This window comes from Aliivibrio sifiae, assembly GCF_002954715.1.
In the GTDB taxonomy this organism is placed as follows: domain Bacteria; phylum Pseudomonadota; class Gammaproteobacteria; order Enterobacterales; family Vibrionaceae; genus Aliivibrio; species Aliivibrio sifiae.
In genome coordinates this window covers 1,733,825-1,757,300 of sequence record NZ_MSCP01000001.1, presented here as the reverse complement: position 1 = coordinate 1,757,300, position 23,476 = coordinate 1,733,825, and the positions used below count along the sequence as shown (strand labels likewise).

Sequence of the window (23,476 nt, the reverse complement as noted above, 5' to 3'; positions counted from 1 at the left end):
CGTTTGCAATTAGTAAGTGTTATAATGTAACATTTTAGAAATCCAATCGCCATCACATTTTTTAAGAGAAGCAAATGAATAAAAAAATTCAATTTATTGTACTGTGTTTATGCACTCTAGTTGGGACTCAAGCCCAAGCTATGACGGTGTTGTCTTCAGTCAAACCGATTCATTTAATCGTACAAGAACTTACCGATGGTGTCTCTGAATCTACCTATTTGGTTCCACAAAGTGCCTCTCCTCATGATTATGCATTACGACCTTCAGACATAAAGAAAGTGAAAAAAGCAGACATGATCATTTGGTATGGAAATGATTTAGAACCTTTTTTAAGTAAAATATTAGAAGACCAAAAGAATGTAGTAACAATTAGTCAGTTTAGTTCTGTTGATTTTTTCCATTTTGATCAACATAACCATGATGATCATGCCGAAGAAGTTGGGCATCATCACAATACAGACCCGCATTTTTGGTTAGGTCCAAAGGAAGCATTAGGAGTCGCAAAAGAGATAACCGTACAGCTGATTAAAAAGGATCCATTGAATAAAGAGCAATATCAGTCTAACCTTGCCGTGTTTGAAAATAAGTTAACACAGGCAGTGAAGACGATTTCAGACCAATTAAAGCCAGTGCAAGATAAAGGATACTTCGTATTCCATGACGCATATGGCTATTTTGAACGTTATTTTGGAATGAATAACTTGGGGCACTTTACGGTGAGTCCGGATAGAAAACCGGGTGCAAAAACTTTGATTAATATAAAAAAATCACTTTTAAATCAGCAAGCAGTATGTGTCTTTTCAGAGCCTCAGTTTGAGCCAGCAATTGTGACTACAATTACGAGAGGCACAGAGGTCAATAAAGGAGAACTTGATCCTTTAGCGATACAGCAAGCAGATGAAGAGGGTGCTTATTTTATATTTTTGTCAACCATCAGTAATGAGTTATCACGTTGTCTAAGTCAATAAAATATAAAGAAGCTATAGCAGCTAGATTTGGTACGCTATCTAAAAGGCATAAGTTTGTTCTATTGTCTTTGTTCCTATTTACTTGCGCTATTTTCATCTGGAAACCAACACATAGCTTACAGAGTACTTCTTCTGTTTCAAATAGAAATGAGGTTTCTCTATCAAGTGAAAACCTTCAAACATTAGCAGATCAAAATAGTGAACCTGTAGGTACGATTTTTGATCCTAATGATCCTGAATTTAATGCACCTAAAGATGAGTTAGATGAGCAATTAGCCGCTAAAGATATCTTACATTCTCATACTGTAGCTTCAGGTGAGACACTAGGTGCAATTTTTAATCAATATGCATTACCAATGTCTGATATGTATTCATTACTCGAAGTGAATAAGTCAGCGGCAAATATGCGTGTCGGTGTTGATTTAGAATGGCAACAGGATGAAGATGGAAAATTAACAGAGCTTAAAATTCACCGAAACATTAAAGATACTGATGTGTACGCTTGGGCTGGGGATAAATATAGTTTTACCCAACAACAAGAAGAAGGTGAGATTAAACCTGTTTTTCTTTCAGGAAGAGTCACCAGTAATTTCTATAATTCAGCACGTTCAGCAGGACTAACCCCTGGCCAAATTCAAACATTGGCAAAGCAATTACAATGGAAATTTGATTTTGGTAAAGAAGCCCGTAAGGGCGATAAGTTTGCCGTTGAAGTTGATAAAGAATTTATTGACGGCAAGGCCGTATCATCAGGTGAAGTTAAAGCGGTGTTGTATGAAAATGCTGGTAGAGAAATCACGCTAGTTAAACACACTGATGATCATTATTATGATGTTCAAGGTCGTAGTTTAAATCGAGCGTTAGAGCGTTATCCAACACATCAACGCTTTAGAATTAGCTCTCCATTTGATCCTTACCGAAAGCACCCGATCACTGGACGTATTTCTCCACATAATGGAACGGACTTTGCTGCACCAGTGGGAACCTCGGTCTATGCAACGGGTGATGGTGTTGTAGTTAGAGCATTACATCATCCTCTTGCCGGTAATTATGTCATTATCAAGCATGGTCGTGAATACATGACTCGTTATCTACATTTAAGCAAGATTTTGGTTAAAAAAGGCCAGAAAGTATCAATGGGAGATAAAATTGCGTTAAGTGGAAATACAGGTCGTTCGACAGGTCCTCACTTACATTATGAGTTAATTAAAAATGGTCGAGCAGTAAACTCAATGAAGGTACCTTTACCACAAGCGTCACCGGTAAAAGAATCTGAACGAGCGCATTTTAAACAACAAGCTAAATTAACGATTGATGCTTTACGTGACCAAGTCTAAATTTAATTTTTAATATTTCTTAGCCCTTTTTATTTTAAATAATAGAAAGGGCTTTTTTACTTCGTTGCTATATGGACAGAGTTTTTCTATCATGTTGATACTTTTTCTCTTTTTATATTAAGGCGAGTAGATGTTTCACTTTAGAATACTTATTTTAAGTATCCTCCTCTCATTTTCTACTTACACTTATTCCTTATCTGATAACACTATTTTTTATCCCATGCCAATTCATGCTGACGGGCAATATATAACGGCCCAACAGCTTTTCTTACGTGATGATGGTGCTTTATGGATGTATGACGTCTATGGACAGGTACATCTGTTTGATGGTGCAAATATATTTACTTTAGGTAATCGAACAGATTCTGAGTTACCAAGACAAATTTCCTTTTATGATAATAAATTTTGGTTTATTAAAGACAGTAAGATTCAATCTTGGTCAAATGATCAAGGTTTAAACGTTGAATACATACTTCCTAAAACAAATAATTTACTTAATATTAATCAAAACTCAGGTGTCTTTTGGGGAAATAATAGCGAGCAATTTTTTGTTTATGAGCCAGAAACTAACGCGTTCTATACTGCAAATATTAATGAAGCTAATACCAGTGCGATTCATGATGAGATAGCGATAACCAGTGCAATCTATATTAATAAGCGTTGGGTAGTATCTACCTCAGAAGGGCTTTTTGAATTTGATACCATAACTGAAAGTTTTACTCCCTTGCATTTGGGTCAATACATAGATGCCATTTTTTATTCAGAAGAAACGGGGAAAATAATTTTAGGAACACATGATAGTATTTGGATCGCTGAGCTAGATGGTAATCAGTTAAATATTCATAATAAAATTTCAAATGATCTTACTTTATTGTCTTTTGCAGAGACTAAATGCTCTTTTTGGTTTGGAACAGAACAAGGTTTGTATAAATGGAGTTTAAAAACAAAGAAGCTAGAGTATTTTGAATCTGTTGTAAGGGATGATTATTCACTCGAAGGAAATAAAATTTATGCATTATTATCTGATAACAATAATGGTGTATGGGTGGCTACTGATAATGGTGTAAGTTATTACTCTGATGGGAGCCGTTTATTTACTCGAGTGAGATATAAAGAAGCAAATGGACATCTTGATATTCATGAAATAACGGCGATACAACAAACATCAGATCAACACTCTTGGATCGGAACTTCCACTGGCTTATTTCAATTGAATAATAATGAAATCACATCAGGTCTTACCGAGATAATGCCTTATTACATTAATGACCTATCTCGTGATAATGATTTTATATGGGCAGCAACTACCTCTGGTGTTTATAGGTTAGAAGTAAAATCAAATAAGGTCAGCAGAGTAAAGGGACTTGAAGTTATAAATAATGAGAATATTGAGCATCTCTTAATGGACACCTCAGGAATACTATGGCTATCAAGTTCTAAAGGGTTATATAAATACGATTCAACAACAGATGAACTTGTCTATTTAGGTTTCTATTGGGCCTTAGAACAAAAATACTCAACTCAAATAACGCATATCTATGAAAACAAAAATGGTCAGATATTGATTGGAACCAACATGGGACTGTATAGGTATGAGAATGGGGCTCTAACCTTTGATTATGCTTATATTAGAGCGGGTAGTATTCTTGATATGGTAGATACTGAGTATGGCGATTCTTGGATCGTCAGTAACTATGGTTTACAGATCAGTGATTCTAAAGGCGGTAGAAAAGACGTTGAGTTATCTGCTGAATATACAACGCCACACTGTGTATTATCGACCAGTAACGGAGTTTGGTTAACATCAAGTAAAGGCCTTTCTTTATATACACACCAAGGGCGATTGACTAAGCATTTTGGAAGCCAAAGAGGGTTAATTAATAATGAATTATTAACTGATTTGTGTTCAATTTCAGATGATGGGACCATGATGTTTGTTAGTAAGGATGGGCTGTTTTTTGCTGATGAACAAGAATTACTTGAATACCAAATTACTAAACCACACGTGGTTATTGGACAAGTAAAAGTAGATCATTTGGCAGTTAGTTATGGCTCTGAGAAAAAACTTAAAACCCCAATTCCTTATGAAACCAGTATTTCGTTCTTATTCGGTATTCTTCCTGAGTTCCAAAATAAATTGTTCTCATATCAGCTTGTTGGATCAAGTGATGAATCATGGCAACACTTTGAAGGAAGTTCATTAATTTTTGATTCCCTAAAACCTGGGAAGTATGTCTTACGGATTAAGCCTGGTAATAATGGTCAACGAAGCAGTAATGTCACTGAGTTCTTATTTTATGTCGAGGTTCCTTGGTTTCTTGCGCCATGGTTTATCTTTTTGCTTTTTAGTGTCGCTATTTTTACTGTCTTAGGTGTCTATTCATGGCGTTCAAAAGAAATTAAAAAGAGTAATGAAAAATTAAAGAAAAGCGTTGAAATAAAAACACAGCAGTTGAGAAACCAAGGAAAGGTGTTGGTTTCAAGTAATCGCCAATTACAAAAATTATTGACGGTAAGGCAACATGTAATTTCAGAAATGGCAGAGCAAGCCCAACAACCTATAAAAGATATTCAACATGATTTACAAAAGAAAGGGTCGTTAACAAACTTAGCATTAGCTAATCAATGTGAATACAGTTTGTCTTTATTAAAACAGTTGACTCATATTGAACCATTAGTGATGCAACAGAAGAATAATAGAACGAACCAAGTCTTATCAACCTTACTAAGAGCTGCGGTTAAAGGCTGGAAAGAGGAATATCACTTAAAGGGAGTCAATCTCTGTTTAGAGGACAGTTCTAAAAACTGTTCTATTTTTGTTCAGCCTTTATTAATTGATGCGATTTTTAATAATGTGTTATTTCATTTATTAAAAAGAAGTCAGTTTAGTGAGCGGGTAGTAATCCAAATTCATTGTGATGAAGAAAGAGTGACTACTCACTTTATTAGTGATGGTGAGTGTATTATTGAAAGTGAACTTGAGGCATTAAAGAGAGTCGATTTAACTCAAACTATAGAAGTTATACATCAAGCTTTAGGCCTTTCTTCTGTTAAGCAACTTACGGTACAAAATGGTGGGCACTTTGAAGTTAAACAGAATGTGCTAGGCAACAACAAGCTTGTTTTATCATGGCCTATAGCGATAGATAGCTTAATTGATAAAGTACCTTTAGCGAAGTTTGGTGAACAAATTAATGATGACGCCTATTTACATCAACGTTGGTTAATTGGTGTTTATAAAATAGTGGAGGACAATTATCGAAATCCAGCCTTCGGTACAAGTGCAGCTGCCAAAGCGTTATTTATTTCAGAAAGAAACTTCCAACGGAAATTTAAGCAGTTAACACAACGTTCGTTTATGGAATATTTAATTGAAATTAAATTAGAGAAGGCCTGTGAATTGCTTATTTCAGGTTATAAGGTTGCAGATTCTGCTTTTGAATCAGGATTTAACGACCCATCTTATTTTAGTAAGCGATTTAAGCGTCATTATGGACTATCTCCAACTCAGTTTGTGAGTGAAAATGAAGATAAAGAAAGTGATGAGTTGTAATAATTAAGAAGAGAGTAACGAAAGAAAAAAAGATCGTGACGTAGCCGGGGGGACTACGCCACGGGTGTCAATGACACCTTCGCTTGCTGCCGAGGTAAGAAGATTACTCTTATTACCTCTATTAGAATAAAAGATTAAGAGGTTCCCCTCTCGATGAAATAACTATACCTCTACCACTCTTATTTCACATATTAAAATAACGACAACGTATTAGTACAAAAGCGACATTTGTCGTTTCTTAATTCAAGTTATTGATTTTAAATGTTTTTGTTTTTGTTGTCGTTTTTGTCCTAATTCTGAGTATTTTTAACGTCAATTTTAAGTATGCTATAATTGACGTAATTAACGTGTTCATGGAAGCGGTATCACATAAAGATAATTTTCATAAAACCCCTCTATTTGTAAGAGTTTTGTCAATTTACTGACAAAACTTGATTTAGCGCAAGATAAAACTGGTTGTTAGCGATAGAATGAAACTAAATAATAACGATTCTCACTATCGTGGAGCTTTAGATGAACTTAGCGCAATTAGAAAGCGGAAAAAAAGCCGTTGTAACAGACATGTCTTTATTACCTACAGATACTAGAAAAAAATTAATGGTAATGGGCATGCTTCCGCATACTGAAATAGCTATATTGCGTAAAGCGCCAATGGGAGACCCGTTACAAATTAGCGTAAGAGGTACTTCTCTTGCTATTCGTAAAAATCTAGCAGAACAAATTACAGTTAAGGAATTATAAAAATGCAGTATCAAGTATTAACTGTAGGTAATCCAAACAGCGGTAAAACAACCTTGTTTAATGGCCTGACTGGTGCGAAGCAGCAAGTAGGTAACTGGGCTGGTGTAACCGTAGAGAAAAAAACAGGACGTTATACATGTTCTGGTGATGAGTTTTTATTAACGGATCTACCTGGTATCTATGCATTGGATAGCGGTAATGACGTTAATAGTCTTGATGAAACAATCGCTTCTCGTGCGGTACTCACACATGAGGCTGATGTCATTATCAATGTTGTTGATGCATCGTGTTTAGAGCGCAGTTTATACATGACATTGCAGTTACGTGAATTGGGGCGTCCAATGATCGTTGTACTAAATAAGATGGATGTACTTAAACGTCAGCGCCAAGTATTGGACATTAAAGGACTAGAAAAAAAACTAGGCTGTCCTGTATTAGCGCTTTCAGCTAATAACAATGGTCAAGTTCATAAGTTTAAAGAGAAATTGCATAAGTCTATTGCCCAAGGCATTAAGATGGCTCCTTTAGGGTTGTCATACGGCGAAGATGTAGAAGCTGCAATCACAGAAGCATCTGATTTATTTAATAGTGAGTATGCGTCTAGTCGCTCTCTGGCAATTCGAGCATTAGAAAACGATGCATTAGTGTTAAACACATTAGAATCAGAGAAAAGAAATACCGTTGCTAACATCGTTAATGTACTAAGCACAAAAATTGAAGCTGATTTCCACATTGCTGATTGTCGATACACTTATTTACATCAATTATGCCAGCAATTACGTCGTCAAGAAGGTGGATTGAGCCACAGTGTCAGTGAAAAAATAGACAGTGTGATATTAAATAAATGGGTTGGTATCCCATTCTTCTTTTTCGTTATGTATTTAATGTTTATGTTCTCTATTAATATCGGTAGCGCATTCATAGATTTCTTTGATATTGGTGTCGGTGCTTTATTAGTTGATGGTGGACACTACTTATTAGATGGTCATTTACCAGTTTGGTTAGTCACTTTAATTGCCAACGGTGTTGGTGGTGGTGTTCAAACTGTTGCTACTTTTATCCCTGTTATTGGTTGTTTATATTTATTCCTATCATTACTTGAAAGCTCTGGTTACATGGCTCGTGCAGCGTTTGTCCTTGATAAAGTAATGCAGAAGATTGGTTTACCAGGAAAAGCATTCGTACCTCTAGTGCTTGGTTTTGGCTGTAATGTGCCTGCTATCATGGCAACTCGTACATTAGAACAAGAGCGTGAACGTAAACTTGCAGCGTCAATGGCTCCTTTCATGTCATGTGGTGCCCGTTTACCTGTGTATGCATTATTTGCTGCAGCTTTCTTCCCAGAAAATGGCCAGAATGTAGTATTTGGTTTGTATTTCTTAGGTATTTTAGCGGCTGTATTTACTGGCTTATTGTTGAAGCACACTATCTATCCGGGTCGTAGTGATACGTTCATTATGGAAATTCCAGATTATGAATTCCCAACAATGCGTAACATCATGATTAAAACATGGCAAAAGCTGAAGCGTTTTGTTCTTGGAGCAGGTAAAACAATTGTGGTTGTAGTTACTATTTTAAGCTTCTTCAATTCCCTAGGTATGGATGGTACATTTGGTAATGAAGACAGTGAAAATTCTGTATTATCAAAAGCTGCTCAAGTCGTGACACCAGTATTAGCTCCAATTGGTATTCAAGAAGATAACTGGCCAGCAACGGTTGGCATTATTACCGGTATTTTTGCTAAAGAAGCGGTTGTAGGTACATTAAACAGTTTATATGCGGACCCTGCAGATGAAGACGCTGAATTTGATTTAATGGCTAGTTTGGAAGAAGCAGTAATGTCTATTCCTGATAATTTATCTGGCTTAAGTTATTCAGATCCTCTAGGTGTTGAAGTGGGTGATTTAACCGATGCTAGTGCGGTCGCAGAAGATCAAGGTGTTGCTGATTCTATCTTTGGTAATTTACAAGCGCACTTTGTGACAAGCGCAAGCGCAATGGCTTATTTAATCTTTATCTTGTTATACACACCATGTGTTGCAGCTATGGGGGCATATATGCGTGAGTTTGGTCGCCAGTACTCTTACTTTATTGCTGGTTGGACGATGTTATTAGCTTATGTCGCGTCAACGTTATATTACCAAATTGCAAACTTTGCTAATGCGCCAATGACAAGCAGTATGTGGATCGCAATTTCTCTGATTGTAATGGCGATCACTTATCTCGCATTAAAACGTAAGAGTAGAGAAGTCGAGCAACAAGAGGCAGCCTTAGTATGATTCTAACAGAGCTTAAGCAATATATTGACGAAGAAGGTCGTGTAGAGCGAATTACCTTAGCAAAAAAATTCAGTATGAGTGAAGATGGTGTTGACGCTATGCTTGAGCTCTGGGTGAAGAAAGGGAAGTTAACTCGTGAACTCATTGGTTGTGACAAAACTCAGTGCTGCCAAGAAGCAGAGCGTGTTTGGTATCGTCCGGTGTATAAAGATGAGTTAATGACAACTTATATAAGATAGCCATCGAGTTTATATTAGAGTGTTTAATAAAGACGAGAATCGAAAGGTTCTCGTTTTTTTATGGGCGAAAGGGAAAGGCTGTTATAGATGTTATAGCTTCACTTGCAATATTCGAGAGGTATTCTTAGTTTCTCGTTGGGAGGAATTAGACCTTGAGAGTTCTGCTCGCTCTTACTTAATCCCTAATTACTCGTCCCTAGTCCCTGTTTTAAGCACAAAAAAAGACACGCAATTTACATCGCGTGTCTTTCTATTTTCATTAACTAAACTCTATTGCTAGAGCATTAAATTAGTTAATTACTTTTTCTCCAGCTTGCTCAGCTTGAGAAGCTTGGATAGCCGTTAGAGCTACAGTGTAAACGATATCGTCTACTAGAGCGCCACGAGACAAGTCATTTACTGGCTTGCGCATACCTTGAAGCATTGGACCGATAGATACTAGGTCAGCAGAACGTTGAACCGCTTTGTATGTTGTATTACCAGTGTTTAGGTCTGGGAATACAAATACAGTTGCTTTACCTGCTACAGGAGAGTTAGGTGCTTTAGAAGCAGCTACGTTTTCCATGATTGCAGCATCGTACTGTAGAGGACCATCGATCATTAGATCAGGACGTTTTGCTTGAGCAAGTTTCGTTGCTTCACGTACTTTATCAACGTCTGCACCTTTACCAGATTCACCAGTAGAGTAAGAGATCATTGCAACGCGAGGGTCGATACCAAATGCCGCTGCAGAGTCAGCAGATTGGATAGCGATTTCAGCAAGTTGCTCAGCTGTTGGATCAGGGTTGATCGCACAGTCACCGTATACAAGAACTTGATCAGGCAAAAGCATGAAGAAGATTGAAGATACGATAGAAGCATCAGGAGCTGTTTTGATGATTTGGAATGGAGGTACGATAGTGTTTGCTGTGGTATGAACCGCACCAGAAACAAGACCGTCAACTTCACCCGCTTCAAGCATCATAGTACCAAGGAATACAGAATCTTGTAGTTTCTCACGAGCCACAACTTCAGTCATGCCTTTCGCGCCACGTAACTCAACTAAACGAGCAATGTAGTTTTCACGTACAGATTCAGAATCGATGATCTCAACGCCAGCACCAAGTTCAACACCTTGCTGAGCTGCAACACGACGGATTTCTTCAGGGTTACCAAGAAGAACACAAGTCGCGATACCACGCTCAGCACAGATAGCCGCAGCTTTAACTGTACGAGGTTCATCACCTTCAGGAAGAACGATGCGCTTAGCCGCTTTACGAGCGAATTCAGTTAACTGGTAACGGAATGCTGGTGGGCTTAGACGACGGATGCCTTCAGTACCTTCAGATAGAGAATCAATCCAAGGGCCGTCAATGTGGCTAGCAACGTGTTCGTTAACAAACTCAATACGCTCTTTATCATCTGCAGGAACTTCAAGGCTGAAGCTTTGTAGATTAAGAGAAGTCTGCCAAGTGTTACCTTGTGCTGTGAAGATTGGAAGACCAGCATCTAGTGCAGGTTTACAAAGTTCAGCAATTGATTTAGGGATCTCGTAACCACCAGTCAGTAAGATCGCACCGATTTCAACGCCGTTCATTGCAGCAAGACATGCAGCAACAATTACGTCAGGACGGTCAGCAGAAGTTACTAGAAGAGAACCTGGTTTGAAGTGCTCAATCATGTGCGGAAGAGAACGTGCACAGAAAGTGATGCTCTTAATACGACGAGTTGCGATTTCACCTTCGTTAATGATTTCAGCATTAAGGTGCTTAGCCATATCGATAGCACGCGTAGCGATTAGATCGATTTTCCAAGGCACACAACCAAGAACACGAATAGGACTAGAGTTGAAGATTTGCATTACTTCAAGATTAGTCTTAGTCGTTGCATCTGCATCATCGAAGATTTCAGATAGGTCTGGACGAGTACGACCAGCTTCATCAACAGGTGCATTTAGCTTGTTGATGATAACGCCAGCGATTTGTTTGTTCTTAGTGCCGCCGAAGTTAGAACATGCTACTTCGATACGCTCTTTAAGTTGAGAAGGATTATCTGTACCAGGAGTAGCTACAAACACAATCTCAGCGCCCAGAGTTTTTGCGATTTCACCATTTAATTGGTTAGCAAATGGGTGCTTACGAGTAGGAACAAGACCTTCGATAAGCGTCACATCAGTGTCTTCACTGATAGACTTATAACGAGCAACGATTTCTTCTAAAAGAACATCAGTTTGATCGTTACGTAGAAGTTCTTCTGCACGAGAAACTGTTGTAGGTTCTGCTGCTTTAATATCGCTACTGCTAGTCACTATTGAAGTAGTTAGATCAGGTTGATCACCACCGTGACGAGGTTGAGAGATAGGTTTGTAAAAAGAAACGCTTACGCCTTTACGTTCCATAGAACGTAAAACACCCAAACTTGCGCTAGTTAGACCAACACCAGCACTGATTGGAACAAGCATAATAGTACGAGACATGGAAGATTCCTCTACACTATTGGGGCAAGAGACTTTAAATAGATAAAGCCATAGAAAGAAAAAAGGCTAACCTAATGGCTAGCCTTTTAGGAGATATTATAGACCAGTTAGTTTAGCTGTGTCTTCTGCGATTACTAGCTCTTCGTTAGTAGAGATAACCATTGCAGGGATGCGGCTGTTTGCTGTAGTGATAGTACCTTCACCACCAAAACGCGCTTTAAGGTTAGCTTCGCTATCAACTTCGATACCGAAGATGCCTAGGCGGTTAAGAACCATTTCACGGATTGGAGCAGAGTTTTCACCGATGCCGCCTGTAAAAGTGATTGCGTCTAGACGACCTTCTAGAGTTGCTGTGTAACCTGCAACGTATTTAGCTAGACGGTGACAGAATACATCCATTGCACGAGTTGCTTCTTCTTTCTCGCCGTAGTTGTCTTCAACGAAACGACAATCAGAAGTCACTTGAGTTAGACCTTGTAGGCCAGACTCTTTAGTTAGCATAGTGTTGATTTGCTCAACAGAGTAACCAAGTGCGTCATGTAGGTGGAAAACGATCGCAGGATCGATATCGCCACAACGAGTACCCATTACTAGACCTTCAAGAGGAGTAAGACCCATAGAAGTATCTACAGATTCACCGTTCTTGATTGCACATACAGATGCGCCGTTACCTAGGTGACAGTTGATGATGTTAACTTCTTCAACTGGCTTGTTTAGTAGACCAGCAACTTCACGAGTGATGAACAGGTGAGAAGTACCGTGCATGCCGTAACGACGGATACCGTGATCTGTGTATAGGTTGTATGGTAGAGCGTATAGGTAAGACTCTGCAGGCATTGTTTGGTGGAACGCAGTGTCAAATACAGCAACGTTTTGAAGTTCTGGGAAGTTATGCTTCGCAGCTTCGATACCGATGATGTGAGCAGGGTTATGAAGAGGTGCAAAAGTTGCAGCGTCTTGAATACCTTTAAGTACTTCGTCAGTGATTAGTGCTGACTTAGTGAATTGCTCACCACCGTGTACGATACGGTGACCGATAGCGCCTAGGTTAGCTTTAAGCTCTGGCTTAGAAGCAAGGATAGTTTCTACCATAAATGCTAGTGCTTCTTCGTGTGCTGCACCTTCACCTAGTTGAGCTTCATGCTTGCCATCAAGTTTCCACTTCATACGAGCTTCAGGAAGACCAAGACACTCAGCAAGACCAGTTAAGTGCTCAGCACCAGATTCTGCGTCAACAACCGCAAATTTAAGAGAAGAACTACCGCAGTTTAAAACTAAAACCAGCTTAGACATGTATAAATACCTATTTATTCATCAGTAATTAAAGTTATGTCGTAGTGACATAACAATGACAAATGCAGTTAATTTGAAAATTATTACCGCATTTGCATAAAAAAGTTGGCTATCCTTAGAAAGAGCATTACAGCAGTCCTTGCCGATTTATCCTTTTTTAGCTTATAGTAGAACTACAGCAAAAAATAAATCAGCGCATAGGATAACGATTGTGCGCTAAGATAACAAAAATATTTTAAGATAATATTAATTCTAATCAAGTTTATTCTGTGTTTTTTTGAATATTTAAACTTTTGTTTAGAAATTAAGGGGGCAATATGAGTGAAAGCGGTTTTCTATTCCGATTTCGAGATGGCCAAACCTATATGGATACGTGGCCAGAGCGAAAAGAGTTAGCTCCAATGTTCCCAGAGCAACGAGTGATTAAAGCCACTAAGTTTGCAGTTAAGGTTATGCCAGCGGTTGCCGTCATCAGTGTATTGACACAAATGGCCTTTAATAATACGGCTGGTTTACCACAAGCGATTATCATTGCGTTATTTGCACTGAGTATGCCATTGCAAGGATTTTGGTGGTTAGGTAATCGAGCAAATACAATATTACCGCCCGCACTAGCTAGTTGGTATCGTGAGTTGTACCAGAAGATCATTGAATCAGGGGCAGCATTAGAGCCAATGAAGAGTCAACCTCGCTATAAAGAGTTGGCGAATATTTTAAATAAAGCGTTTAAACAGTTAGATAAAACAGTCTTAGAACGTTGGTTTTAATATTCCCTTACATAAATTTTATGTAATAAAAAAGGAGCTAAAATTAGCTCCTTTTTTGATCTTCTTTTATCAATACTCTGAATATACAAATACCCAGCGTATTAAAATAAGGAATTACATACGCTCTAGCGTTTCAATACCTAATAAGTCTAGACCTTGCTTGATCGTTTTAGCTGTTAATGCAGCTAGTTTCAAGCGGCTTTGTTTAACAGCTTCGTCTTCGTTGTTGAGGATAGGGCATGCTTCGTAGAAGCTAGAGAACTGACCAGCAAGTTCAAATAGGTAAGCACACATTAAGTGAGGTTGACCTTCACTTGCCACTGCTTGAACTGCCTCTTCAAATTGCATTAATTTAGAAACAAGTGCTTTTTCTTTTTCATCAGTGATCTTAACTTCACCAGTTAACTCATCCATAGACAAGCCAGCTTTGCTGAAGATAGAAGCGACACGAGTGTAAGCATATTGCATGTAAGGCGCAGTGTTGCCTTCAAATGCAAGCATGTTATCCCAATCGAAGATGTAATCTGTCGTACGGTGTTTAGAAAGATCAGAATACTTAACCGCAGCCATTGCAACCGTAGTAGCAATCTTCGCTTTTTCTTCTGCTGATAGGTCTTTATTTTTCTCTTCGATTAGTGTTGTTGCGCGTTGTTCTGCTTCATCAAGAAGATCAGCCAGACGAACGGTACCACCGGCACGAGTTTTAAATGGACGACCATCTTTACCTAGCATCATACCAAACGCGTGGTGTTCTAAAGATACGCTCTCAGGAACATAACCTGCTTTACGAACGATAGTCCATGCTTGCATTAGGTGTTGGTGTTGACGTGAGTCGATGAAGTAAAGAACGCGATCAGCATTCAATTCTTCGAAACGGTATTTAGCACAAGCGATATCTGTTGTTGTGTAAAGGAAGCCACCATCACGTTTTTGAACGATAACGCCCATTGGCTCGCCATCTTTGTTCTTATATTCGTCAAGGTAAACAACTTGAGCGCCATCACTCTCAACTGCTAGACCTTGTTTTTGAAGATCAGCAACGATTGGAGCAAGCATACTGTTATACATGCTTTCGCCCATTACGTTATCACGAGTAAGTGATACGTTTAGACGATCGTAGTTGCGTTGGTTTTGAACCATAGTAACGTCAACAAGTTTCTTCCACATCTCTGCGCAGAACTCATCGCCGCCTTGAAGTTTAACTACGTAACCACGGGCAGTTACGGCAAACTCTTCGTCTTCGTCATACAGTTTTTTAGATTCACGGTAGAAACCTTCAAGATCAGACAGCTCCATAGAAACTTCGCCTTTCTCTTTTTGGATGCGCTCAAGGTTTGCGATAAGCATACCAAATTGAGTACCCCAGTCACCGATGTGGTTAGCACGAGTAACGTTGTGGCCTAAAAACTCAAGAGTACGAACAACAGCATCGCCAATGATGGTTGAACGTAAGTGACCAACGTGCATTTCTTTTGCAACGTTTGGTGCTGAGTAATCGGCAACGATGTTTTGTTGTTGTTCTTTAGCAACACCTAAGCGCTCATCAGCTAATGCTGCTTCTGCTTGTTTTGCTAGAAATTCTTCAGACAAGAAAATATTGATAAAGCCAGGGCCTGCAATTTCAGTTTTGCTAGCGATGCCATCAAGATCCAAAACATCCAGTACTTTCTGAGCAAATTCTCGTGGGTTTGTACCTAGTCGCTTAGCTACGCCCATTACGCCGTTAGCTTGGTAGTCACCAAATTGTGCTTTTGCAGATTGACGTACTGCGGCAGGGCTGCCTGCTGGCGCGCCGGCTGCTTCTAAGGCTTGAGAAACTTTGTCGTTAATAAGTGATTGAATATTCAAAGAGTTATCCTTCATATCGCTGTTAAACAGGAATGCTGTTGCATGGAAAGCAAAATAGTCGCTAATAATAGCAATAAAATAGGGGATATTTAATAGTTTCTGCTATTTTTTCTTAAGAGTCTAAACATCAAGTAAAGAGGTTGCTACAATTCGGTTTCTCTTCTTCAATCGTTAGGTTGCTTTCATGTCATCGTTATTATTAAAAGAACAACAATTAGAGCCTCAGCAGTTAATTAATGCCTTACCTGCTTTTATGGACAACATTCAAACCTTACTTGATGTGCTGGGATTAGATCTGAGTGATTACCAAGCGGATCATATTGCTTTGCGAATTAATGATCGTGACGTGGCTGAAACGGCTCATCAAACGTGGTTGCAACGATCTGAAGAATGGTCAAATAACGAGATTAATGGTCGACCAATAATCGCGTTAGGCTTTAATGAAGCACTAAATATCAATGGCTGGTCTATTGAATGCTTAGAATTACCTTATCCAGGGGAGAAATCTTACCCTCAGCAAGGGTGGGAGCATGTAGAGTGGGTTATTCCATGCGATGTTAATTCTCAGGAAGAATTTCTGACTTACTTATTTTCTATATTTCCAGTACTCAAAGAAAAGTGGTCAAAATTGACGTCTTTGGGTGTAAAAGTAAAGCAGAGTTGTCCATCTGGTGAGGCAGAACGAGTTGCAAACTATACCGTAGCTTTTAAGTATCAAGGCGTGTGTATTAAATTGCATCCACACAGTTTAAAAGCGGTTATCGAGAGCGAACAGGCATAAGTCGGCTTGATATATAAAAATATAAAAGGCACCCAATGTAGAATTTGGATGCCTTTTTTGGTTTTTTTAGCTATACAGATATTACTGAGTCAATGGCTTACATAGCTCAGCAATAACTTTTAGTCGACGTTCAGGCTCTGCGACAAATGGATTCTCTTCATCCCATGCATAACCCGCCAAAATAGCGCTGATCATTTGTTTAATTTTGGGATTAGGATCTTTATGGAAGATGACGTTTTGGAAGGTCCCTTCATACCACCCTTCAACATAACAACGAAACGTATTTACGCCCTTCATCAGTTTGTCTGAATAATCAATTTGCCAATTAACCTCTTCGTGATTGAATTGCTTAATCAATAACTCTGCCGCTAATTCTGCTGATTTCATCGCAATGGTTACACCAGAAGAAAACACAGGATCAAGAAATTCACCAGCATTACCTAAAAGAGCAAAATTACGATCAAATAGCTTAGTTACATTCGCTGAGTAGCCCATAATTTGACCCGATGGATTTGGGTATTCAGCCGCAGAGAGTAATTGCTTCAGGTTACTGTCTTCAGTCGCTAATTGTTTTAACGCTTCAATATTATCTTCAGGATAAAGATCAAAAAATTCAGGTTTACCAACGACACCAAAAGAGCAAGTACCATTACTGAATGGAATTAACCAATACCACACTTGTGTATTCGTGGGGTGTACAGAGATAAGAATTTTATTTCTGTCATAGTTGACGTCAGTAATATTGTCATTGATATGAGTGAAAATAGCTTTTCGTGGTGGAAGACAAGAAGGTTCTTCAAGATCTAGTAGCTTTGGTAATACACGTCCAAACCCACTTGCATCTAATACAAAGTCAGCTTTAACTTGATAAGGATTACCATCAGAGTCTAAAACAGAAAGTAATGCTTTAGTTTGAGAAACATCAACATCGGTAATTTCGTGTTGATAACGAATCTCTACCCCTTGTTCTTGGGCGCTATCAGCCAATACCTTATCGAAATTGCCACGTTGAACTTGATATGTCGTTCCTGCACCCTCTGAAAACTTATCAGTAAAATCAAATGAGGTAAACGTACCATTGAAATGGAATGCTGCCCCATTTTTATATTGAAAAGAGGTGTTGTTTACCGCTTCAAGCATACCCGCGTTTTTCATCGATTCCATGCACGCTGGAAGTAAACTTTCACCGATAGAAAAGCGAGGAAACGTAGATTTCTCTAAAATAATGCAGTCAATATTGTGTTTTTTAAGTAATGCTGCAGCAATAGAGCCAGATGGACCTGCACCAATAATAGCAACCTGAGTGGATTCTACGTTGATTGATTGTTCTGATAGCACAGATGGCTCCTATTTAGCTTTAAGCTCAAGTAGCGTATGACCTAAACCAATATCATTAGTTTGTTCAGCAACAGCAAAACCAGCCTCTTCGATGATCTCTAAGAAGTCACTACAGCGATAGAAACGACTATTGCCGTTTGCTAAACAAGTAAAGTATAGCGAGGTTGCATTTAGGCTGTATGATGCAGCATCGTATTTTTGAGCATCCCAGAATAACTCAAGAATATAAACTTTAGCATCAGTAGACATTGCTGCACGAACACGTTTTAAAATGCTTAAAATCTCCATAGGAGAAAAGCAATCTAAGAACTGGCTCATCCACCATACGTCAGCGCCTTGAGGTAATGGCAGTGTTTTATCAAGCATATTAGTTGGGTAACCATTTATGCGCTCAGCAAAGCCTTGTTGTTCTGCATTTTTTAATGCCATTTCGATTTGTTGTGGAAGGTCAATAATAGTGACATTCACATCTTTATCATAGTTACAGCACTGTAATGCCCACTTACCCGTGTTACCACCGATATCAAAAAGACGCTTAGGTTTTTTGCTTAATACTTTTTCTAATAAAATAGGGAATGAACGGTCAGAATAGAAATGATCAAATTTAAACCAGCTTTCTTTTGCTTTTTCAGGTAATCGAGATAAGCCTTCATAAATGGTTGGCCAGTCTCCAAGTTCTTTCAAACCCGCAGGAGTACCTTCTTGAATTGCCTCAGTTAGATGCATCATTGCAGCGTAACAAACATCAGCCGTAAAATCTAAGTTCGCATTAGTCATGCCATCGTGTAATAAAAAATGCCCTAAATTTGCTAACACATAGTTAGGCTCATCCCACGTAACGATATGAGCACTTAACGCCATATCAAGTAAAACTTTTACGCCATATTCAGACACGCCAGTGTCTTCTACTAATTGTTTTGCGTTTAAACCTTGGCTTGCTGCTTTATCAAGTGCTGCGAGAATACCAAGATCTCTAAGTGTACGAGCGGTATGAAAAACGATAGGGGCGAATGAAAGCTTTTGAGCTTCAGTTTTAGCTTCTAGCGCATTGAAAGGGTCATTTTTATATTGAGTCACGAAATTAACCATATTATTAGAAGATGAATGGATCATATCAGTGGTTTAAAGTGAAACTTTGTTCAAAAGCAAGAAACCACGGATATTAAATAAAGAACAGTCAATTAATCAATGATATTAGAAACGCGATTATCTTTGAATTCGACTTTGAATGTATTAAATCGGTTTTTCCAATATAGCCATTCGTTACTGTTTAAATCTGGTGTTTTATGTTCTGGTGGAAAACCTATCGCATATTCCACACCTTCTTTTGTCATTCCTTTTTTAGCAATGCCTTCTTTAATCCCTGTTTGATCTAATGCACTGAGTTTTTTAATTTTTGAGGTATTACATTCAGTACCAAAATAGTGACCTAGGTACTTCGCAAAATCAGGAGATGAGCGATGTTTATCAAGGATGTATTGTTCTTTAGTTCCTTCTACTTTGAACGTAAGGCGCTTATTTTGAACATTAATAATATCTACTTTTGTGCATAATGGTATTAAGCCATCTTGCTGATAATTAACCGAATAAAGCTTAAGGCGAGTTGCATCTGGATGCAAATTAACTAAAGTATAAACTTGTTTGTTTGTTTGTAATAAATCTTCGCCAGTTGTCGCATCACTAAGTGTCATTACACTTGCACACCCAGATAAAAACAATAAACCACTCGTTAATAATAATGGTGCTGAAATTTTCATTGTTAAAACCCTTTAATTATCTATTTTTATGTTTTTTTACAGAATGGCTTGCTGTTTTTGTATTTGCGCCAAGTCACTGAATTCATATATCCTATACGAGTAGAGTTACAAAATGTAATGTTTTTACTATTAGTGGGCATCATGGCATACGCAAATTTTAATATTATCGATTGGCACGCAATTTCAGCTGGCATAGAAAGCAAAGCGGCGTGGCGACAATGGCAAGAAAATAATTTCACTTGGCCAGAAGGTGAAAAAGCGTCAGTTGATAAAATTCCTGCAATGGCACGACGCAGAATGAGTTCACTAAGTAAATTAGCGGTTCAAACGGCCTTGCTATTAATTGAAGACCAAAATGTTGATTATTTGGTATTTGCCAGTCGTCATGGTGAGCTCACTAGAACCAGTGCATTATTAGAAGATATTTTAACGGGTAATGACGCATCTCCAATGGCATTCTCTCAATCTGTTCATAATACCGCGGCTGGCTTATTTACTATTACCGCAAAACAATCCATTCCAGTGACGTCTATTGCTGCTGGAGAAAATACGTTTCATTCTGCATTAATCGAAGCATCTGCTTATTTATATGACAATCCAAGCCATCGTGTTCTTGTTGTTGATTTTGATGAACCACTCCCTTCTCACTATGAAATATTCGAGAAAAAAGGATATCAAGGCTATGCATTAGGGATGATTTTAAGCGCTGGAGAGGATATTAGAGTTGAGTGGTGCAATAAACCATCAGTTAGTCCCGAAGTTTTACCTCATGGGTTGCAATGTATTGCTAACTTAGTAGGATCAAATGAACAATGGGAAGTAAATAGTCAATCAACTCAATGGATATGGACTTATAATAAATAAATGACGGTATTTTCACGGATAGATAAATATTGGCGAATAGTAGCAACAGGGCTTTGCTTTTCTCTTTTTGGTATTGGCGCGTTGTGTTTAACGTTTATTATTTTTCCTACGCTTACGTTTACCGCAAAGAATGCGCAACAGCGAGAAATGCGTGTGCAATTGATTATTCAACGTAGCTTCTTATTGTTTTGCAAAACCATGCATTATAGTCGGGCTATTCGGTATCAATTTGACGGCGCTGAACTTTTAAAAAATGATAAAAGCTGCTTAATTATCGCTAATCACCCTAGCTTGATTGATTATGTTTTAATTGCTTCACAATTACCGCAATGTGACTGCATTGTAAAAGCGGCGCTATGGCATAATCCGTTTATTCGCGGGATAGTGAGAGCGGCGGGGTATATTCCCAATCGTGAACCAGAAGCATTTTTAGAAGAGTGTTCAGATAAGTTAAATTCAGGGAATGTATTGTTAGTCTTTCCTGAAGGAACTCGGACAACACCTGGTATTAAATCTAAACTTCAGCGTGGCGCGGCACAAATAGCCGTCCGTAGTGAAAGTGATTTACGCATTATTCATGTCACAGTAACGCCAAGTTTCTTAACTAAAGAAGCAAAATGGTATCAAGTTCCAGATGTGCGCCCATTCTTTCATATACAAGTGAAAGATAAAGTGGCGATTGCTCCATATATTGAAGACGCTGATTCATCGTCATCAGCGGCTCGAAACGTAAATCGATTTTTAGATACAGCCTTGTATCCACAAAATGAATTTAAAACATCAAAAGAAAATAAGTAGGTTATTGATGGAAGTATTACATAACGAAATTAAACAATTAATTATTGAAGCGCTTAACCTAGAAGATATCTCTGTGGATGATATTGAAACAGAGGCGCCATTATTTGGTGACGGTTTAGGTTTAGATTCTATTGATGCCTTAGAATTGGGTTTAGCAATTAAAAAGCAGTACAACCTAGTATTAGATGCTGACGATACTCAAACTCGTGAACATTTTGCGTCAGTAGCAAACTTGGCTGCTTACATTACTGAAAATAAAGCGTAAGAGAGTAAGTCATGACAGATGTAAATAGAGAACAAGTATTAGAGCAAGTAACAACGGCATTAGTCGAATTATTTGAAATTGATGAGGCTGATATTACCCTTGATGCTCAGCTGTATACTGACCTTGATTTAGACAGTATTGATGCCGTTGACTTAGTTGTTCACTTACAAAAAGTCACTGGTAAAAAAATTAAGCCAGAAGAATTTAAAGAAGTTCGCACTGTTGAAGACGTAGTTAACTCTGTCGCTGCGCTTCTAAAATAATGCGTTGGCTGACGGTATTGTCAGCCATTGCACTGCTCGCTTATCCGCTAGCGGTTTACTACGGTCTCCATTTTGGTGGAATTACGACAGTAGCAGGCGTGCTAGCGGTGTTGTTTGTAGTGCGAATGGTCGGTGGCAAACAGGTCCCAATTAAAGAACTTAAATACATCGCAATGATTAGCGGATTAGCAGGGCTTATTCTGGCTGGTCTGGGATGGATATTTCGTTCTGAAGGGTGGTTTACTTTTTACCCTGTGATTGTCAACGTAGTGATGTTTATCGTCTTTTGTTGGAGTTTATTTCAACCACAAAGCATGATAGAGCGCTTTGCTCGCCTTCAAGAACCCGATCTTCCGCCTAGTGGTGTTGCATATACTCGCACAGTAACAAAAGTATGGTGTGTATTTTTTGTTATTAATGGTTCAATTTCACTCTCAACTTGCTTTTTAGATATGAAAGTATGGATGTTGTATAACGGTTTTATCAGCTATTTACTGATTGGAACCTTGTTCATAAGTGAATGGTTAGTTCGTCAATGGATAAAGAGAAAAGAAGCATGAGTTATCAATCTCTCTCTGATGTAGTCTTACAAAGTCCCCTGACTCATGCTGTCTGTTTTGATGAGCAGCATAACAATGTTAGCTATCAAACATTTCAAGCGGACGTTCAACGTGTATGTGCATTTCTTTCTCATCAATCAGAAACTAAGTGGGCATTGTGTTTTGATGACAGTTATCAGTTTGCTGTTTCTTTTCTTGCATTAGCTCATGCTAACAAGCACATCATTTTGCCTGGTAATCATCAACCTGCAGCATTAACTGAATTATCTGAGCATTTTGATGCACTACTGCATGATGACATTATTCAAGTCATGCCATGTGAAAGGCATATAAAGTATTCAAACATTACTGATGATGTTTCTGCTTCATTATCTCCATTAGTATTGAATCAGGTTTGCCTTACTTTATTTACATCAGGCTCTACTGATACGCCAAAGCCAATTGAGAAAACGCTGCAATTATTGGATAACGAAATTCAGCAATTAGAGTCGCTTTGGGGTAATCAAGTCGGGTCGTCAGAAATCTACAGCACCGTCTCCCATCAACATATTTACGGCTTATTATTTAGAGTGTTATGGCCATTATGTGCAGGGCGTGCATTTAGTCGTAGTAACTTTACTTATCCTGAGCAAATTTTATCTCATCGTCTAGATCATAAGAAAACGCTAATTTGTAGCCCTGCATTATTAAAACGTCTTGCTGATCATGAAGGTTACAATTGCTATCAAATGGTATTTTCTTCAGGTGGCCCGTTAGCCATTGAAGGTGCAAACCAAAGCGAGCAGAAATTATCTTTACGTCCATTTGAAGTGTATGGAAGTACGGAAACTGGCGGGGTGGGCTATCGACAACAAGTTGAGCCGACATCACTGTGGACTTTTTTCCCTTCCCATAAAGCACGATTGAACATTGAACATTGCTTAGAGCTTTTATCTCCATTTATTGATGATCATCTCTGGTATCCAACCAGTGATTATTGTGACTTATTAGATAATGATCAGTTCATGCTAAAAGGGCGTGTAGATAGAGTTATTAAGATTGAAGAAAAACGTCTTTCACTAACAGAAGTAGAAAAACGTTTAATGCAGCTTGAATGGATTGATGAAGCTGCTGTGATACCAATGGAAGAAGCCAAACGAACTGTGCTAGGCGCTGTAATTGTTCTTTCTCAAGCAGGGAACGAATCAATCAAAAAAGGTTCTAAAGGGAAGTTCTGGTTAAAACTGCGTTCTGAATTAAGAGAATGGTTAGAACCTGTAGGTATTCCTCGCCGTTTTAGAGCCGTTAAAGACATTCCATTAAACAGCCAAGGTAAGCGTCAAATGCATGACCTACAGCAGCTGTTTAATGACGTTAATGATTAAAAGAAG

General features: G+C 38.4%; 20 protein-coding genes. 14 read left to right on the top strand and 6 right to left on the bottom strand.

What is annotated here, in order from left to right; genetic code table 11:
- The first annotated feature begins 74 nt into the window (after positions 1-74).
- The 6 genes from znuA (at position 75) to BTO23_RS07800 (ending at position 9,117) form a co-directional block, all read left to right on the top strand.
- Positions 75-968 (top strand): zinc ABC transporter substrate-binding protein ZnuA, encoded by an 894-nt coding sequence (gene znuA, locus BTO23_RS07825; RefSeq protein WP_060990450.1) that lies wholly within the window; start codon positions 75-77, stop codon positions 966-968.
- Positions 965-2,305 carry a murein DD-endopeptidase MepM gene (gene mepM / locus BTO23_RS07820; protein WP_105063532.1) on the top strand — a complete coding sequence of 447 codons (1,341 nt, stop codon included), beginning with the start codon at positions 965-967 and terminating at the stop codon, positions 2,303-2,305. Before znuA ends, mepM begins: the two co-directional genes overlap by 4 nt.
- Before the next feature lie 130 nt (positions 2,306-2,435).
- Positions 2,436-5,858, top strand: coding sequence for an AraC family transcriptional regulator (locus BTO23_RS07815; RefSeq protein WP_105063314.1), 3,423 nt, complete (start codon positions 2,436-2,438; stop codon positions 5,856-5,858).
- Positions 5,859-6,371: 513 nt separating this feature from the next.
- Positions 6,372-6,599, top strand: a complete 228-nt coding sequence (locus tag BTO23_RS07810; protein ID WP_005418316.1) for a FeoA family protein — start codon at positions 6,372-6,374, stop codon at positions 6,597-6,599.
- Positions 6,600-6,601: 2 nt separating this feature from the next.
- Positions 6,602-8,878: a Fe(2+) transporter permease subunit FeoB gene (feoB, locus tag BTO23_RS07805; RefSeq protein ID WP_061001854.1), complete on the top strand. Its 2,277-nt coding sequence runs from the start codon at positions 6,602-6,604 to the stop codon at positions 8,876-8,878.
- Positions 8,875-9,117, top strand: a complete 243-nt coding sequence (locus tag BTO23_RS07800; protein WP_061001856.1) for a FeoC-like transcriptional regulator — start codon at positions 8,875-8,877, stop codon at positions 9,115-9,117. The genes feoB and BTO23_RS07800 overlap by 4 nt, the downstream gene beginning before the upstream one ends.
- Positions 9,118-9,406: 289 nt before the next feature.
- Here BTO23_RS07800 and pta read toward each other — a convergent pair whose 3' ends face one another.
- Entirely contained in the window at positions 9,407-11,572 is a 2,166-nt protein-coding gene (gene pta / locus BTO23_RS07795) for a phosphate acetyltransferase (protein WP_061001858.1), read from the bottom strand.
- A 96-nt stretch (positions 11,573-11,668) separates the two neighbouring features.
- A complete protein-coding gene (locus BTO23_RS07790) occupies positions 11,669-12,865 on the bottom strand; it encodes an acetate kinase (protein ID WP_061001859.1) in 1,197 nt (398 codons plus the stop codon).
- Between the two features lie 317 nt (positions 12,866-13,182).
- Here BTO23_RS07790 and yfbV point away from each other — a divergent pair, with 317 nt between their 5' ends.
- The gene (gene yfbV / locus BTO23_RS07785; RefSeq protein WP_060990456.1) at positions 13,183-13,632 is read left to right on the top strand and encodes a terminus macrodomain insulation protein YfbV; all 450 of its coding nucleotides are present in this window, start codon (positions 13,183-13,185) and stop codon (positions 13,630-13,632) included.
- Between the two features lie 114 nt (positions 13,633-13,746).
- Here the strand turns inward: yfbV and argS are convergent, their stop codons facing one another.
- On the bottom strand, positions 13,747-15,480 hold the full coding sequence (gene argS / locus BTO23_RS07780) for an arginine--tRNA ligase (RefSeq protein ID WP_061001861.1): 1,734 nt from the start codon (positions 15,478-15,480) through the stop codon (positions 13,747-13,749).
- A 184-nt stretch (positions 15,481-15,664) separates the two neighbouring features.
- Between argS and BTO23_RS07775 the strand changes: the two genes are divergently transcribed.
- On the top strand, positions 15,665-16,261 hold the full coding sequence (locus BTO23_RS07775; RefSeq protein ID WP_060990458.1) for a VOC family protein: 597 nt from the start codon (positions 15,665-15,667) through the stop codon (positions 16,259-16,261).
- An 81-nt stretch (positions 16,262-16,342) separates the two neighbouring features.
- On the opposite strand, the gene BTO23_RS07770 is transcribed toward BTO23_RS07775, so the two are convergent.
- From BTO23_RS07770 to BTO23_RS07760, 3 genes are all read right to left on the bottom strand, one after another.
- Complete coding sequence (locus tag BTO23_RS07770) at positions 16,343-17,581, bottom strand: NAD(P)/FAD-dependent oxidoreductase (RefSeq protein WP_060991803.1); 1,239 nt, start codon at positions 17,579-17,581, stop codon at positions 16,343-16,345.
- Positions 17,582-17,608: 27 nt separating this feature from the next.
- Positions 17,609-18,676, bottom strand: coding sequence for a methyltransferase (locus tag BTO23_RS07765; protein WP_060990459.1), 1,068 nt, complete (start codon positions 18,674-18,676; stop codon positions 17,609-17,611).
- A gap of 104 nt (positions 18,677-18,780) precedes the next feature.
- A complete protein-coding gene (locus BTO23_RS07760) occupies positions 18,781-19,356 on the bottom strand; it encodes a hypothetical protein (RefSeq protein WP_060990460.1) in 576 nt (191 codons plus the stop codon).
- A gap of 141 nt (positions 19,357-19,497) precedes the next feature.
- Here BTO23_RS07760 and BTO23_RS07755 point away from each other — a divergent pair, with 141 nt between their 5' ends.
- Genes BTO23_RS07755 through BTO23_RS07730 form a run of 6 tightly spaced genes read left to right on the top strand, consistent with a single transcriptional unit; the run spans position 19,498 to position 23,470 of the window.
- Complete coding sequence (locus BTO23_RS07755; RefSeq protein ID WP_060990461.1) at positions 19,498-20,220, top strand: beta-ketoacyl synthase chain length factor; 723 nt, start codon at positions 19,498-19,500, stop codon at positions 20,218-20,220.
- Positions 20,221-21,018, top strand: a complete 798-nt coding sequence (locus tag BTO23_RS07750; protein WP_060990462.1) for a lysophospholipid acyltransferase family protein — start codon at positions 20,221-20,223, stop codon at positions 21,016-21,018.
- A gap of 7 nt (positions 21,019-21,025) precedes the next feature.
- Positions 21,026-21,283 (top strand): phosphopantetheine-binding protein, encoded by a 258-nt coding sequence (locus BTO23_RS07745; protein WP_060990463.1) that lies wholly within the window; start codon positions 21,026-21,028, stop codon positions 21,281-21,283.
- 11 nt (positions 21,284-21,294) lie between these two features.
- Entirely contained in the window at positions 21,295-21,546 is a 252-nt protein-coding gene (locus BTO23_RS07740) for an acyl carrier protein (RefSeq protein ID WP_061028320.1), read from the top strand.
- Positions 21,546-22,106, top strand: coding sequence for a COG4648 family protein (locus BTO23_RS07735; protein ID WP_061013465.1), 561 nt, complete (start codon positions 21,546-21,548; stop codon positions 22,104-22,106). The genes BTO23_RS07740 and BTO23_RS07735 overlap by 1 nt, the downstream gene beginning before the upstream one ends.
- Entirely contained in the window at positions 22,082-23,470 is a 1,389-nt protein-coding gene (locus BTO23_RS07730; RefSeq protein ID WP_170066705.1) for an AMP-binding protein, read from the top strand. Before BTO23_RS07735 ends, BTO23_RS07730 begins: the two co-directional genes overlap by 25 nt.
- The last annotated feature ends 6 nt before the right edge of the window (positions 23,471-23,476 follow it).

Coding starts and splice junctions, on each gene's coding strand:
- BTO23_RS07800 (WP_061001856.1), top strand. CDS start 8,875: ATGATTCTAACAGAGCTTAAGCAATATATTGACGAAGAAGGTCGTGTA.
- BTO23_RS07750 (WP_060990462.1), top strand. CDS start 20,221: ATGACGGTATTTTCACGGATAGATAAATATTGGCGAATAGTAGCAACA.
- BTO23_RS07735 (WP_061013465.1), top strand. CDS start 21,546: ATGCGTTGGCTGACGGTATTGTCAGCCATTGCACTGCTCGCTTATCCG.
- BTO23_RS07760 (WP_060990460.1), bottom strand. CDS start 19,356: ATGAAAATTTCAGCACCATTATTATTAACGAGTGGTTTATTGTTTTTA.
- pta (WP_061001858.1), bottom strand. CDS start 11,572: ATGTCTCGTACTATTATGCTTGTTCCAATCAGTGCTGGTGTTGGTCTA.
- BTO23_RS07815 (WP_105063314.1), top strand. CDS start 2,436: ATGTTTCACTTTAGAATACTTATTTTAAGTATCCTCCTCTCATTTTCT.
- BTO23_RS07755 (WP_060990461.1), top strand. CDS start 19,498: ATGGCATACGCAAATTTTAATATTATCGATTGGCACGCAATTTCAGCT.
- BTO23_RS07775 (WP_060990458.1), top strand. CDS start 15,665: ATGTCATCGTTATTATTAAAAGAACAACAATTAGAGCCTCAGCAGTTA.
- feoB (WP_061001854.1), top strand. CDS start 6,602: ATGCAGTATCAAGTATTAACTGTAGGTAATCCAAACAGCGGTAAAACA.
- yfbV (WP_060990456.1), top strand. CDS start 13,183: ATGAGTGAAAGCGGTTTTCTATTCCGATTTCGAGATGGCCAAACCTAT.
- BTO23_RS07810 (WP_005418316.1), top strand. CDS start 6,372: ATGAACTTAGCGCAATTAGAAAGCGGAAAAAAAGCCGTTGTAACAGAC.
- znuA (WP_060990450.1), top strand. CDS start 75: ATGAATAAAAAAATTCAATTTATTGTACTGTGTTTATGCACTCTAGTT.
- BTO23_RS07790 (WP_061001859.1), bottom strand. CDS start 12,865: ATGTCTAAGCTGGTTTTAGTTTTAAACTGCGGTAGTTCTTCTCTTAAA.
- BTO23_RS07740 (WP_061028320.1), top strand. CDS start 21,295: ATGACAGATGTAAATAGAGAACAAGTATTAGAGCAAGTAACAACGGCA.
- BTO23_RS07730 (WP_170066705.1), top strand. CDS start 22,082: ATGGATAAAGAGAAAAGAAGCATGAGTTATCAATCTCTCTCTGATGTA.
- BTO23_RS07745 (WP_060990463.1), top strand. CDS start 21,026: ATGGAAGTATTACATAACGAAATTAAACAATTAATTATTGAAGCGCTT.